At 61.5% G+C, this 13,550-nt stretch carries 10 protein-coding genes; all 10 read right to left on the reverse strand.

What is annotated here, in order from left to right:
- Positions 1-38 precede the first annotated feature (38 nt).
- The 10 genes from glk to WB650_RS17770 all read right to left on the reverse strand — a co-directional run bounded on the left by glk (position 39) and on the right by WB650_RS17770 (position 13,504).
- A complete protein-coding gene (gene glk, locus WB650_RS17725) occupies positions 39-1,025 on the reverse strand; it encodes a glucokinase (protein ID WP_422304029.1) in 987 nt (328 codons plus the stop codon).
- A 15-nt stretch (positions 1,026-1,040) separates the two neighbouring features.
- Positions 1,041-2,039, reverse strand: coding sequence for a class 1 fructose-bisphosphatase (locus WB650_RS17730; RefSeq protein ID WP_422304030.1), 999 nt, complete (start codon positions 2,037-2,039; stop codon positions 1,041-1,043).
- Positions 2,040-2,050: 11 nt separating this feature from the next.
- Complete coding sequence (zwf, locus tag WB650_RS17735; RefSeq protein WP_423961407.1) at positions 2,051-3,589, reverse strand: glucose-6-phosphate dehydrogenase; 1,539 nt, start codon at positions 3,587-3,589, stop codon at positions 2,051-2,053.
- Positions 3,590-3,597: 8 nt separating this feature from the next.
- Positions 3,598-4,503 carry a phosphogluconate dehydrogenase (NAD(+)-dependent, decarboxylating) gene (gene gnd / locus WB650_RS17740; protein ID WP_422304272.1) on the reverse strand — a complete coding sequence of 302 codons (906 nt, stop codon included), beginning with the start codon at positions 4,501-4,503 and terminating at the stop codon, positions 3,598-3,600.
- 161 nt (positions 4,504-4,664) lie between these two features.
- Entirely contained in the window at positions 4,665-5,444 is a 780-nt protein-coding gene (locus WB650_RS17745; RefSeq protein ID WP_422304273.1) for a hypothetical protein, read from the reverse strand.
- Between the two features lie 9 nt (positions 5,445-5,453).
- Positions 5,454-6,323 carry an FHA domain-containing protein gene (locus WB650_RS17750; RefSeq protein ID WP_423961409.1) on the reverse strand — a complete coding sequence of 290 codons (870 nt, stop codon included), beginning with the start codon at positions 6,321-6,323 and terminating at the stop codon, positions 5,454-5,456.
- Between the two features lie 213 nt (positions 6,324-6,536).
- Positions 6,537-8,915: a protein kinase domain-containing protein gene (locus WB650_RS17755; RefSeq protein WP_423961411.1), complete on the reverse strand. Its 2,379-nt coding sequence runs from the start codon at positions 8,913-8,915 to the stop codon at positions 6,537-6,539.
- 41 nt (positions 8,916-8,956) lie between these two features.
- Complete coding sequence (locus WB650_RS17760; RefSeq protein WP_423961413.1) at positions 8,957-11,035, reverse strand: Stp1/IreP family PP2C-type Ser/Thr phosphatase; 2,079 nt, start codon at positions 11,033-11,035, stop codon at positions 8,957-8,959.
- 6 nt (positions 11,036-11,041) lie between these two features.
- Positions 11,042-12,763 carry a protein kinase domain-containing protein gene (locus WB650_RS17765; protein WP_422307636.1) on the reverse strand — a complete coding sequence of 574 codons (1,722 nt, stop codon included), beginning with the start codon at positions 12,761-12,763 and terminating at the stop codon, positions 11,042-11,044.
- A gap of 75 nt (positions 12,764-12,838) precedes the next feature.
- A complete protein-coding gene (locus WB650_RS17770; protein ID WP_422307634.1) occupies positions 12,839-13,504 on the reverse strand; it encodes an FHA domain-containing protein in 666 nt (221 codons plus the stop codon).
- Positions 13,505-13,550 lie beyond the last annotated feature (46 nt).

Genomic DNA, 13,550 nt, shown 5'->3' on the forward strand with positions numbered 1-13,550 from the left:
CTCTCTTCGGGAGTGTCGTTGCAGTTTGCATTCCTATATCACAACATCGCGGCCGCATAGTGGGCTGCGCCGAGCAGGCCCGTGGTTTGATTCAGCGAGACGCGGACCTCGATGCGCTTCAGAATCTCGTTGAGCCTGCCCTTGGCCAAAAATCCTTTCACGAACGCACCACCCGTCAGCATCGGCAAAATTTTCGGTGCGATGCCTCCGCCAAGATAGACGCCGCCGAGCGCCAGCACTTTGAGCGCGAGGTTGGCGGCTTCTGATCCGTAAATATCGCAAAACATGGTCAGCGCGTGAACGCATACGGGGTCGCGTCCGGCCAGCGCCGCCTCACTTACCGCTGCCGATGAATCCCCGGCCGCAATTTCTGCCTTCAGCCAGGCGGGCTCTTCGACGTGGCTCTCGAGTCGCAGAAAACGATAGATATTCCAGAGCCCCGGCCCCGAGAGCACGCGCTCGTAGCTGACGTGACCGAATTCGCCGGTGAGGAATCGCAGCAACTCGATCTGTTCGGTGCCGTGAGGCGCGAAGTCGCTATGCCCGCCTTCGGACGCAACCGCGTAGTACTTGTCACCTTCCCAGACCAGCGCAGATTCGCCGAGGCCCGTGCCCGCTGCGATCACTGCGATGTTACCGTGCTGCGGTGGATTCTCCGCGCGATGCAAAATCACAAACTCGGCGGGTTCGAGATTAACCATGCCGTAGGCGATCGCCGTCAGATCATTGAGCAGGCGAACCGGGACGCCCTTCAGCGCGCGTGACAGCGACGCGGTCGAGAGTTCCCACGGCACATTGGTGGCATGCCCGCGGCCGTCGATTATCGGGCCCGGCACGCCGACGCATGCAGCATTCACCGCCCCGCCTGTGCCAAGGAAATTCGCGCAGACGGCCTCGAGGCTGTCGAACTCCGCGGTCGCATAGCGATGCTCGCGCACCAACTTAAGATTTCCGGCCGAGTGCTCGAACAGTCCGAGTTGAGTTTTGGTTCCACCAACATCGCCGGCCAGGATGAGCCCATCCATGGGAACCTCGCAGGTTCAGCCTTCGACGTTGAAAGATTCGGCCAGTGCGACTTCTTCCGCGCTGCCGATGTAAATCGGATGCCGCTCGTGGATCGCGGTTGCAGCTATCTCGAGAATCCGTTTCTTGCCGGTCGTGCCACGGCCTCCCGCCTGCTCCGCGATCATCGAGAGGGGAGCAAGCTCGTACATCAGTCGGAGTTTGCCCTTGGCCTTGCCGCCTTCAGCAACTTCGCCGGGATACAGATATATTCCGCCTTCGAGCAGGAATCGATGGAAGTCGGCAGCGAATGCACCGCAGTATCTCAGTGAATAGCTAGTCCGTTTATCTTTGCGACTAGTTATATGCGCAAGGAACTTACGAGCTCCGTCGTGCCACTTGCCGGCATTGGCCTGGTTGACGGCATAAGTGCTGCCGTGCGGCGGCATCTTCACGTTCTCTTTCCACAGAATGAACTCGCCGAGCGTGCGATCGAGCGTGAAGATATCGACCCCGGCGCCTGCGGTGTACACCAGCTGCGCCGCAGGCCCATATAATATATAGCCCGCGATGAGTTGCTGCGTCCCCGGAACGAGGATGTCCTCGATTCCCTTACCGTGGCCGGGCGCCCGTTTCTTGACCGCGAAGATAGTGCCGAGCGATCCGTTTACGTCGGTATTAGATGACCCATCGATCGGATCGTAGAGTACGCAATAGCTATTGTCGGGGCAGTTGACTGAGTAATGGTGCGGCTCGTCCATCTCTTCGGAAATGAGACTACATACCGGGTATCCGTGCTCGAAGGCGTCGAGGAAAACCTGGTTGCCCCACTGGTCGAGCTTCTTGACCTTCTCGCCCTGCACGTTGGTCTCGCCGGTGTAGCCAAGCTCGCCACTTAGACCAGCCGCTGCAAGCTCTCGCGCGATGTGCTTGGCGATCAGCTCGATGCGCTCCATTATCAGCGCAAGGTCCGCGACCGGAATCGCAGTCCCGCTCTTGGTCATGATGTGACGTGTGAGAGTGATCCCGCCGCTCATCTTTTCTCCTGCTAGAGCGTTCGCCAGGTGCGGCCGTCTGCCGCGATCATCAGGGCCGCTTCGAGCGGGCCCCACGATCCTGCCGCGTAGATTGGAGGATCCATCGGCGACTGCTCCCACGCATCGAGGATCGGTTGCACGAACCGCCACGCTTCTTCGACCGTGTCGCGCCGCATGAAGAGCGTCTGGTCGCCGACGATCACGTCGTTGAGCAGGGTCTCATACGCTTCGGGCGTCGACGTCACGTAATGAAAATCGACTTTGACCTGCTGCAGCTTGGTCGCCGATCCGGGCACCTTCGACATGATATGCAGCGCTAGACCCTCGTCGGGCTGAATCCTGATGGTCAGCATATTGGGCGCCAACGGAGCGCGTGGATTTGCGTTATACAGGATTCGGGGCACGCTGTTGAAGTAGATCGCAATTTCGCTCGATCGCTTTGGCAAACGCTTGCCGGTGCGCAGGTAGAACGGCACTCCGGCCCATCGCCAGTTGTCGATCCAGCATCGCAGCGCGACGAACGTTTCGATTTGTGAATCCGGCGCGACGTGCTCCTCTTCGCGGTAGGCCTTGACCGGCACGCCGCCGATTAGTCCTTCGCCATATTGCCCGCGCACGACTCTTTTCTCGATGTCCTCATCGCCGAGCGGACGCAGGGCGCGCAGCACGTCGAGCTTCGCATCGCGCATCGACTCGGCGCCGGTGGTGTTGGGCGGCTCGGTCGCGATCATGCAAAGCGTCTGCAGCAGATGGCTCTGAACCATATCGCGCAAGGCCCCCGCGTGATCGTAGTAAGCGGCGCGCGTGCCGACGCCCTCGGACTCGGCGACCGTAATCTGCACGTGATCGACAAATCGCGCGGTCCAGATAGGCTCGAAGATCGCGTTGGCGAATCGCAACACCATCAGGTTCTCGACCGTCTCCTTGCCCAGGTAGTGATCGATTCTGAAAATCTGGCTCTCATCGAAGTGACGCGCGAGTTCCGCGTTGATCTCCGATGCGCTCGCGAGATCTGATCCGATGGGCTTTTCGACTACCACCCGCGTGAACGGATGCCCCCTGCCGGGCGGATGAATCATGCCCGCCGCGGTCAATCCTTCCGAGCAGGTGTCGATGAAGGCCGGCGGGATCGCGAAATAAAAAGCGCGATTGCCCTCGGTGCCGCGCTCGGAGTCGATCTCCTCGCATCGCTTGCGGAGGTTCAGATAATCGGCGGACTCGGTGAACGAGCCGCGATTGAAATGCAGCATCGGGGCGAACTTCTCCCAATGCTCTTTCTCGACCTTGCGGCGCGAGAACTGCTCAATACCGCTCAGCGCGAATGCGCGGTATTTCTCGTCGTCGAGATCCTCCATCGAGAACCCCAGGATCGCGAACTTGTCGGGCAATTCGCCGTCGATCTGCAGATTGTACAGCGCGGGAATCAGCTTGCGATGACTCAAATCACCGGCGCCGCCGAAGATCACTATGATGCACGGATCGTACTGATCGCGTTCCTTGATGGGATGCAGGTGATTGAGATCCACGCTTCTATTTGCAGCCACAGCCATAAAGCACTCTATTCCTTGAAGAAGCCGTGACCGCCGAACTCGTCGCGAAGGGCGGCGAGCAGTTTCTCGCCGAACGTTCCCTCGCCCTTATCGGCGCGCGATCGAAAGCGCGTGAACAGCGCCATCGTGATCACCGGCATCGAGATGTTTTTGTCGATTGCGTCCTGCACCGCCCAGCGGCCTTCGCCCGAGTCCTCGACGTATCCGCGTACCTGCTTGAGGCCCGGATCTTTTTCCAGCGCTTTGGCCGTCAGCTCCAGGAGCCATGATCGCACCACGCTGCCCTGACGCCACAGGTTGGCGATCTTCAGCAAGTCGAACTTGTAATCCGATTTGTGCATCGCCTCGAAGCCTTCCGCGTACGCCTGCATCAGGCCGTACTCGATTCCGTTGTGGACCATCTTTACGTAATGACCCGCGCCATGGCCGCCGACGTGGTCGTAGCCGTCGGTAGGAGCGAGCGTTTCGAAAATCGGCAGGTAGCGCTTGAAAATTTCCAGCTCGCCGCCGACCATCAGGCAGTAGCCGAGCTTGAGGCCCCAGATACCGCCGCTGGTGCCCACATCGACCAGATGAATTTTCTTCGCCGCGAGGACGGCGGCGCGGCGAACGTCGTCGTGAAAGTTGGTGTTGCCGCCGTCGATTATCGCGTCGCCGGGCTCGAGCAATTCCGCCAGCTGGCTAATCGTGCTCTCGGTCGGATCGCCCGCCGGCACCATCAGCCACACGCCCCGCGGCGGCTTGAGGCGCGCGACCAGCTCTTTCAGCGAATTGACACCGTCGGCGCCGAAGGTCGACACCTCTTTGCGTTTTGCATCATCCAGGTCGAACGCCACGATCTGATGGTTGTCGCGCCGCAGCCGCTCGACCATGTTCATCCCCATCTTGCCGAGACCAACGAATCCGATTTCCATCAAGCGTGCCTTCCTCTTGGCATACGACGATTCGATCCGGATTTGCGGCCGCGCGGCGAGAACCTGAAGATCCCCGCACGCGTCGGCATTTGGTTATCCGGTGCTCGATCTAGGCTATTCGAACATGCCGGTTGTTCAAAGACCGCGCCGGAACCGCTCGGCTAGTGCGACTTTATATCGTCTTCGAGCATCAGATTTCGCAAGTCCTGGCGCTGGAAAATCGCCGCCACCGACCGCGTCAGCGCGACCGACAGTACTTCCCCCGGCTCATCATAGATTCCGGCTTCGTCCTCGGAGCCGAGCCCGAACGACCCAACCGGGGGGTCGTAGTAGGTATCGTCGGTGCTGCCGGTCCAGAACGGGACGCTGAACGGCGGCTTGTAGATCGTCACGTCGATCGCAACCTCGGCCATCGTCCGCCACACGGGACCATACCCGCTGCTTGCGCTGCGTTCCTTCTTCACCCAGCATCGCCGAATCTTGCTTTCGAGCACGTATTCGGTGGTGTTCCTGATGCCCGGCTTGTAGGTAATGTCGGGCGACGCCGACGCGCTCAGGCCCGCCTCATCCGCTGAGCGCCCGATTGCTTGCTGCAGGATGGGACCGAGCGGCGAGCTGTACAATCGCTCCGTCACGTTGCCCGATTTATCGTCAACGACGCCGATCGCGGGATTACCGTTCAGCGGCGCGCCGGCGCCGGAAGTATCGCGCGCATCGGTCGGCGTCAGGATCACCATGGTTTTTTTGGGATAACTGTTTTGGTATCCCTTGACCTGATACTGGTAGTATTCGAGCGTCTGGACCGACGTGGTAGGCGCCGCCGCCGTGCCGCCGCCTTCGTTAACGGTCGAGCATCCCGCGAGCATTAAAGTTGTAATCGAAACGACCGTGACCAGGAGCGCGAATCGGCAGGTGTGCAGGCTCCCCACGGTTTGATCCAACAATAACGCTTATCGCTGTGCCGCCTGGGTTCGCTCGCGGAAGAGAAACAAGGTGCCGCCGACCTCGAGCCGATCGCCGCTCTTGAGCGCATAGCGGCCCGCCACCGGCTGCCGATTCACGAATACCCGGCCGCCAGTCGGACTGATGATAAAATTTTTGCCCTCGCGGCGGATGATCGCGTGGCTGCCGAACACGCTCTGATCGCCGAACAGCCCGATGTCGCTTTCCTCGGCGCGGCCGATAATCGTCACGCCCTTTATAAGCGGGTACTCGCGGCCCTCGCGCGCGTTGCGGCTCTGGCTCCGCACGACCATCAACCAGCCGCGCTTGAGCAACTCGCCCACCAGTCCGATGAAAAATCCGATCAGCGCGCCCAGTATGACGATCGCGATCGCGCGGCCGAAGGCCTGCGGAAAAGTGGTCGTCAGGCTCTGGTAGAAAAATCCACCGAGCGCACCGCCGAGCACGCCGCCGATTGCGCCGTTGCGCCGACGCGCCGCAGAACCCGAGGCCGATCCGACGCCCAGTCCGACCGCGATTCCAAGCACGCCCCATCCAAGGATTCGGCCGTTGAGCCCGCCCAGGACATCGAACGCTAATTCGCCGATCAGTAATCCCAACGCTCCGCCCACCGCGCCGATAACGCCGCCGAGCACGAATCGGCGCGCCGCCTGGCGCACCTGGCCGACGCTGAGCGTTTCGATCGAGGCGAGGAACGCGCTGATCATAGCGCCGATCAGAGCGCCGAACAGAATATCGCGACCGTAGACCCAGCGGATACCGAGGATTGGCTCTGAGAGCCCCCACGCGGCGAAGCCGCCGAGCGCGCCAGCGGCAGCGTAGAAGAGAAGTTTTTCCTGTGAAACGTTACTTGCCATCTGCAATCCTCAGCATTACCCGTGCTTGCGTCAGGTTCAAGCGCATTTCTGTGAATGCGCTGTTGATGTTGGTGCGCAACGAAAGATCGGACTGTGACGCTGCACAGGATCTTCGTTTTTTTGTATGGACACTGGGTGCAGAGCCTGTCCTGAGCGAAGCCGAAGGAGGTCACCCCTGCCGAAGGAAGTTTGAAACCCACCGCGGGCTTCATTTCAGTTGGTCTGGGTGATCCAGGTGCCGCGTTCTCCCGACGGCGTCGATTCGAAGGTCCCGCTGATCTGATCTGCATGGCGCGCGCCTTCGAAATAGTACGTCTCGGTACCGTATGGGACCTGGAATTGCAGCTGGTTGCCGCGCACGTATCCGTCGAGCGGAGTCATCCCGAAACCCGATTGATGGATCACGAGCTCGCCATGCAGGAAGCCGTTTGATTGTGGGCGCAGCCGAAGCTCCATCTCCGGATTGCCGCCGCTGCGCAGACCGCTGATAGTGCCGGTCGCGATCATCGGTCCGAGCATACTGCCCGACGAGGCCGAGCTGGCACCCATCGTGCTTCCGATTGCGCCACCGCCCCCGCTGCCATAGCCCGCATACGGACTGGTGCCGGTGTCAGCGACCACTTCGAATTTCTTCGCGTCGAAATACTGGCCGTTCAAATAAAAATTGACCGTATAGGTACCCGGCAGAAACGCGCCGCCGCGCGAGTTGCCGACGCGTCCGCTGAACGTCACCGTTCTCATGTTGGTCGACACTGGCTGATAATCGTTGACGCTGCCGAGCGTGCGGCCGTCCGGCCCGATATACGCCGCGTCGACGCGATACTGGTTAGCCTCGAGCTTGTAGAGCCGGTTCTCGAAACTGACCTGCCATCCGACGAACAGCACCTTCGACACGCTGAAAGAGTCGGTCGCGCCCGACAGCGCGGTGCCGGTCTTGGTGGTGTTGAGAAAGCTGATGCTGCGAAGTTGCAGTGGCTTGGCGCGCCGCTCGTCGATCATCGCGAGCTTGCGCGCTTCTTCATCGCGCCTGCGCTCCTCTTCTTTTGCCGCCGCCGCAGCCGCAGCCTCACTCGCCGCCGCCGCATTCTTCGCGCTCAGGTCCTGGTTGACGATGAAGCTCTCCTGCGAGAGCATTTTGTCGTCCGAATAGAGCGCCACCTTGTAAGTGCCGGGCGGCTTGTCGGTCATCGTCGGCATCAGCGCGACGCCGGTGAAGTCGGCAGTCGTCTGCGCGGGTCCGACAAACACGTTGGTGTCGCTCGACGCGATCTGAAGTCCGGCGGGATCATAAAACCGCGCCTCGACTTTTTCGTCGCGTCCTTCCAGCCCCGCGAGCAGGTTCTTGAAGGTCGCGGTCCATTTCAGATAGCGCGCGTTGGTCAGATCGGTATCTCTGAATTGCGATTGCGGCGGCGCCAGCGCGTTGCCTTCGCGGGTCGAGAGCGCCAGTGTCATCGCGGAGAATTCCAGCGGATTCTCGCGCGCCTTGGCCAGCAACTCCTCATGCTTCCACGGCAGCTTGTCGAACCATGGTTTCACTCCGAGCTGCTGCTGGAGTTCCGGGCTCGAATAAAGATACGTCCCGCCGAATGCGGCGCCAGCCAGCACCAGCAGGAAAATCACGAGGCCGATTGATCGGCTGAGCCGGCTCCGCGGCGCGCGATAACTAACCGGCTCGTCTTCGAATTCGAGTTGCTCCTGATATTGCGATAGCCCGCCGGTGCCGCTGGTCGAGCTGACTCGCGCCTCGTGGAGGCCGCGTCCATAGAGCATCATATCGCGGAAGTCCTGGATGCGAGCGGGCCGCCCGTCCATCTCGTACCCGAGCGCAGCGTCGATAGCTCCGGCAAGGTTGCTCGATACCGCAGGACGAAGTTCGCGCACCGGAGGAAAACTGAACGGCGGGAATTTCTCAGGATCGCGGCCCGTTAGCACGTAATGCAGCGTCGCGCCCAGAGAATAAGTGTCGCTGCGCGGATCGACCAGGCCCTGGTATTGCTCCGGCGGCGCGAAGCCGAGGGTGCCGATCATGGTGCCTTTGCGGGCAGCCTTGAACAGCCGCGCGATTCCGAAATCCACCAGCACGACCCGCCCGTTCGAATTGAGCATCACGTTCGACGGCTTCATGTCGCGGTAGATTATCGGCGGCACCAGTCCGTGCAGGTACGAGAGCACGTCGCACAACTGGCGCGCGATATCGATCACCAGCCCCTCGGGCAGAGGCTCGCCGCGCACCGCGAGTTCCTCTTCGAGGTTGCGCCCCTCGACGTACTCCATCACCAGGTAATGGCGATTGGCGAGTTCGAAACGATCGGTGATCGCGGGAATTGCCTGATGCTTCAGTTGCGCGAGCGTGTCTGCCTCGCGCGCGAAATATTCGTTGGCTTCGATACGCTGCGCCTGGTCGATAAAGTGATCGACCATCTCTTTGATCGCGCACGGACGATTCGCGAGGCGCTGGTCGGTCGCGAGATACACCATGCCCATCCCGCCGCCGCCAAGCAGCCGCGTGATTTTGTAGCGCCCCTGCAGAACGGTGCCGGCTTCGAGCGGGCCCGTCTGCTGCGGCGTGTCTTTGGGCGAGGTTGCCATCGTCAATCAGTCAAAGTTAAAAACCGGCGCGGCGTCCGCGCCTAGCTTGCATACACTACAATCACTGAAATGTTGTCGGTACCGCCGCCGGCGTTCGCCGCCACGATTAATTCCCGCGCCGCATCGTACGGATCGGCATTGCGCCCGAGGATATCGCGGATCTGAGGATCCATCACGTGCGCCGTCAGCCCGTCACTGCACAGCAGCAGCTTGTCTCCCCGCTTCAGCTTGACTGCGACCGCCTCCGCGCCGGCCGGTCCGCTCTGGCGCGCGCCGAGCGATCGCGTGATCACGTTCTTATGCTCGTGCGTATGCGCTTCCTCGGCGGTTATCTGCCCAATCTCGACCAGCCGCTGCACTAGAGAATGATCCTTCGTGATCTGGCGGAGCGTCGCGCCTTCCATTAGATAACCTCGGCTGTCCCCGACCCACGCAACTGCGGCATCGGTCGGCGTGACCAATGCGCAGACCCCGGTCGAACCCATTCCTCGCGACTCCGGATGGCTCGCGACATATTCGATAATTTTCGAATTTGCTTCTTCGAGAGCGCCCGTCAGCAACTCCGCTCCGTTTTTAACTTCTCCACGTGCGGTATCGAGCCGAGCCTCAATGTAACTCCGGATCGTCTGAACGGCAATTGCAGAAGCGACTTCGCCCGCCTCCGCGCCGCCCATCCCGTCGGCCACGACGTACAAATAACTCTGTGCCGGCTCGACCATCGACTCACGTGTGTATTCGACCGCCAGCACCGAGTCCTCGTTATGCTCGCGGACGCGGCCGACGTCGGTCACCGCAGCGGCGCGCAGCCGAATCGAACCGCCGAGCGCAATCAGCTCAGCCTTGAACTCGTCGATCGTCGGCCATCGATCGGCAGGATTAAAAGCGATCGCGCGGCGAATCGCCTTCTCGAGCCGCGGCGTGACGACATGCGGCGGATAGAACTGGACCGGCCCGGCTTCTTCGCGCCAGCTCTCGCTCGGAATCCTCGAGCCGGTTAGCCAGGTGTAGAGAATCGCGCCGGCGGAGAAAATATCCGCACGCTTGTCGACCCGCTTGCCGCGATAAATCTCGGGCGCGGTGTAGCCGTCGTTGAAAATCGGCTCACTCTGCAGCTCGTTGTCATTACTGACGTAGTCCAGGCCCGTCAGCTTGAGGCGGCCATCTTTTGCGACCGCGATAGATTCAGGACAGATGTCGTTCAGCCGCAGCGCCCGGCGATGCACAAACGAAATCGCCTGGCAAATCTGGATGGCGGCCGCCACTGCTTCCGGCTCGCTCATCTTCTTTGAACCGCCGCGCAGCGGCTTAAGTTCCTCGTCCGCATAAACCAGGTACACGCGCCCATTCTCTGCGAATCCTTCGGTCGCGCGCTGAAACGCGGGATGACTGATCGTTTGCGACAGCGCGAGCACGCGCCCGAAAACCTCGCCGAGGTCTTCGCCGACTTGCGGCGCTTCGTCCTCATGCGCGCCGTCGTCGCTCGCGACATTTTCCTGAGTCTCGGCCAGGACCGCGGCTTCGGCCGCTTCGCTCTCTTCATCTGGCGACGCGTTCTCAGCCGCCTCGGCCAGCGCGGTCGTCGATGGACTCGTGTCCGCCTCGATCGCTAACTGAATGCCTTCATCAGTGGGGCGGGCTGCCGTGCCCGCCCTCGACGACGCATCCGCGCCAGCCGGCGAACTCGAGGCATGAGCAGATGCCGATACCGACGCGGTCCCGTTGGTTTGCGCGCGGGGCGGCGGTTTCAGTTCCGCAGTCTTCGCACTCGGACCATTTGGATCTTCAGCAGGCGCCGGAGCCGGCTTCGCGATTTCGATCACCGGCACTTCTTCGACGACTTCTTCCTCGCGATGTGGCCCGAAGCGCTCGCGCAATGCGATTGGTTCTGCCTTGCCGTCACCGACGCGTTTCGCACTGTAGCGATTTTCGATCGACGTCTGACTCGTCAGCGCGACAATCTCGATTCCACCTTTCAATCGCGCGCCTGCCGCCAGCGGGGTCGGCCGCGTCACCGACGTCTGCGATATTGATGAAGCCGCTTTCGACAATCCCTGGCCGCATCGATCGCAGAACTTGGCGTCGTCTGGCGCCTCCTGGCCGCACTCGGGACACGTGATCATGCGCCGCTAGCCTCTCCGAAACTGCAGTATAGCACCACCGAGTACCACCTGGTCGCGATCTTTCAATTTGTAGAGCTGGTCGCGCCCGAGCTTGCCGCGCCCCGCGACGTAGGTACCGTTCAGGCTGCCCAGATCGCGGATAAAATAATCGGCGCCGCGCAGCACGATCTCCGCGTGCCGCCGCGACACACGGTCGCCGCCGTGCGCGAGCTTTTTGAGATCGATATCGAGCTTGTCGGTCGCATCCTTCGAACGACCGATCACGGTGCGCATCCCGAAGATTCCGAATTCGATTTCATCGCCGCGCGAAACCAGCTTCGCCGGCGCGGCCGATACATCGAGCGTGCCGTGGTTGTTCGCAATGTGTCCGCCTGCACCCGGCCCGGTCGAAATCGGCGGCGAGTAATTTCGCGACGAAGACGAGCGCGACGCCGTTCGCGATTTAGTGTCAGCCTGCGACGACTCCCCGGTCGAGCCGATACGCGAACCATACGACGATGCGCCTGCCGGCGGATTGAGCTCCCTGGTCTTGGCGGTTGACGACGTGCTCGACGAGTTCGTCGACAGCGCTTTGATTCGGCGCTCGATAATGCTGCGCGCCCTGCCGCCGAGCTCGATCGCTTTCTTGATCTGCGGCCCGACCAGCTTGGCCGCCGCGCTGCCCGCGGAGCTGAGACTGTCGGGCGCGACGACGCCGCTCTTGATTCTCTCCGCGACCGGATCGTTCAGCACGATCGTCGGCATCGAGGATTGCTGCGCGGGCTTCGATACCGCCTCTTTCCACGGCGTCATCGTACGTATCGGCGTAGGTGCCGGCGCATTCGAATTGTTGTTGAGCATCACCGTCGATTGCGTCGACATCGGGCTTGGGCCGGCCGCGAGTCCCGCGCTGCCACCGAGTTGCCCCGACCTCATCTCCGGCGGCTCGGGCAGCGCGCGCTTCATCTCTTTGGCCGACGCTTGCCGCTTGGTCACGTCCTGTTCGAGCGCGCGCATGATTGCGTCCGCAGTCCTGGTCGAGACTTCCGGCGCAAGCGCGCGCAACGGCGGGAAACTGAATGGCGGCTCGAGCTGTGGATCGCGCCCGGTCAGCAGATGATGCATCGTGGCGGCCAGCGAATATAAATCCGATCGCGGCTCGACTTTGCCCATGTACTGTTCGGGCGGCGCGTAGCCGACGGATCCGATCTGCGTGCCGCGACCGCCCGGCGGCAGGAACCGCGCGATTCCGAAATCAATCAGCATCGCGCGGCCGTCCTTGTCGATCATGATATTGCCGGGCTTCAGGTCGCGGTAAATGATCGGCGGCTTCTGCGCGTGCAAAAAAGCCAGCACGTCGAGCATCTGCCGCGCCCATCGCAACACCCGGTCCTCGGGGATTTTGCCCTTGGGCCCGAGCTTGTCGAGCACGCCCTGCAAATCGCCGCCCGCGACAAATTCCATCACCAGGTACTGGCGCGAGTTCTCGGCGAAATGATCGATCAGCGTCGGGATTCCCGGATGCGACAAACGCGCGAGCACGTTGGCCTCGCGCGTAAAATCCTCGATCGCTTTTTTCTCCTGGATCCCGTCGCCGACGATCATCTCCTTGACCGCGACCGGACGGTTGGCGAGGCGCGTGTCGTTGGACAGGTAGACGCGACCCATCCCGCCGACGCCGAGCACTTTCTTTACGCGGTACCGACCGTCGAGAAGATGGCCCTCGGTGAGCTCCTCACCCGCATTCATTGCGATTTTCTACACCCCCCTTTCAACTTCCGCGCTCACGGCGTGCTCCCGGGCGCGACTGGAGGGGATAACGGCTCAAGAGATCGGTTCTACCACCAGCTTTAAAAACGTTTTTCCGATAATCACTTCGTCGCCCGATTTGATCTCGGCCGGACTTCCCGGCGAGAGCCGCGGCTGACGATTCACATAAGTGCCGTTGAGACTTCCGATATCCTCGATCGTGATCCTGCCGGCGTCGATTCGAATCAGCGCATGCTTGCGCGAGATTTTCGCTTCGGGATCATCGGCGTCGAGATCCACTTCGGGGAAGGATCCAGTCTCGGGATCCCATCTGCCCACGAGGTTGTTGCCATCTTCGAGCGGGAACTCCTGGCCCTTGCGACCGCCGCGAACTACAGACAGCTTCGCCTTGAACGGCGCGCCGGCAGCAGCAGCCGTGGGTGCGCTCTCGGGAGCCGTCTCAGGCTTGATCTCACCGGTCGGCGCTTCCGACTTCGGCATTTCAGTGGTGGGCGTTTCACCATCGGGCATCGCATCGGCGGCGAGCGACGGAGTCGCTTTCCCGTCGATGCTTTCGGCGGTTGGTTCCGGCGGCGTCTCAGTTTTGGTCTCCGTCGCAGGAGCAGCGCCCGGAGCAGCAGCGGCTGAACTACCGGCGGCCGCCGCGAGCTTGGCGCCGCATCCGTCGCAGTAATCAAGTCCGTCCATGTTTTCGTAGCCGCATTCGGAGCATTTGATCATGGTCTTCTAAGCCCTCGCAGGTGAGTTCGAAGTATCGGTTCCGTAC

The organism is Binatus sp. (SeqCode) (assembly GCF_049584895.1).
GTDB lineage: Bacteria > Desulfobacterota > Binatia > Binatales > Binataceae > Binatus.

Excerpts from the sequence above, each read along its gene's own strand:
- glk (WP_422304029.1), bottom strand. The coding sequence starts at position 1,025 with ATGGATGGGCTCATCCTGGCCGGCGATGTTGGTGGAACCAAAACTCAA.
- WB650_RS17730 (WP_422304030.1), bottom strand. The coding sequence starts at position 2,039 with ATGAGCGGCGGGATCACTCTCACACGTCACATCATGACCAAGAGCGGG.
- zwf (WP_423961407.1), bottom strand. The coding sequence starts at position 3,589 with ATGGCTGTGGCTGCAAATAGAAGCGTGGATCTCAATCACCTGCATCCC.
- gnd (WP_422304272.1), bottom strand. The coding sequence starts at position 4,503 with ATGGAAATCGGATTCGTTGGTCTCGGCAAGATGGGGATGAACATGGTC.
- WB650_RS17750 (WP_423961409.1), bottom strand. The coding sequence starts at position 6,323 with ATGGCAAGTAACGTTTCACAGGAAAAACTTCTCTTCTACGCTGCCGCT.
- WB650_RS17755 (WP_423961411.1), bottom strand. The coding sequence starts at position 8,915 with ATGGCAACCTCGCCCAAAGACACGCCGCAGCAGACGGGCCCGCTCGAA.
- WB650_RS17760 (WP_423961413.1), bottom strand. The coding sequence starts at position 11,035 with ATGATCACGTGTCCCGAGTGCGGCCAGGAGGCGCCAGACGACGCCAAG.
- WB650_RS17765 (WP_422307636.1), bottom strand. The coding sequence starts at position 12,763 with ATGAATGCGGGTGAGGAGCTCACCGAGGGCCATCTTCTCGACGGTCGG.
- WB650_RS17770 (WP_422307634.1), bottom strand. The coding sequence starts at position 13,504 with ATGATCAAATGCTCCGAATGCGGCTACGAAAACATGGACGGACTTGAT.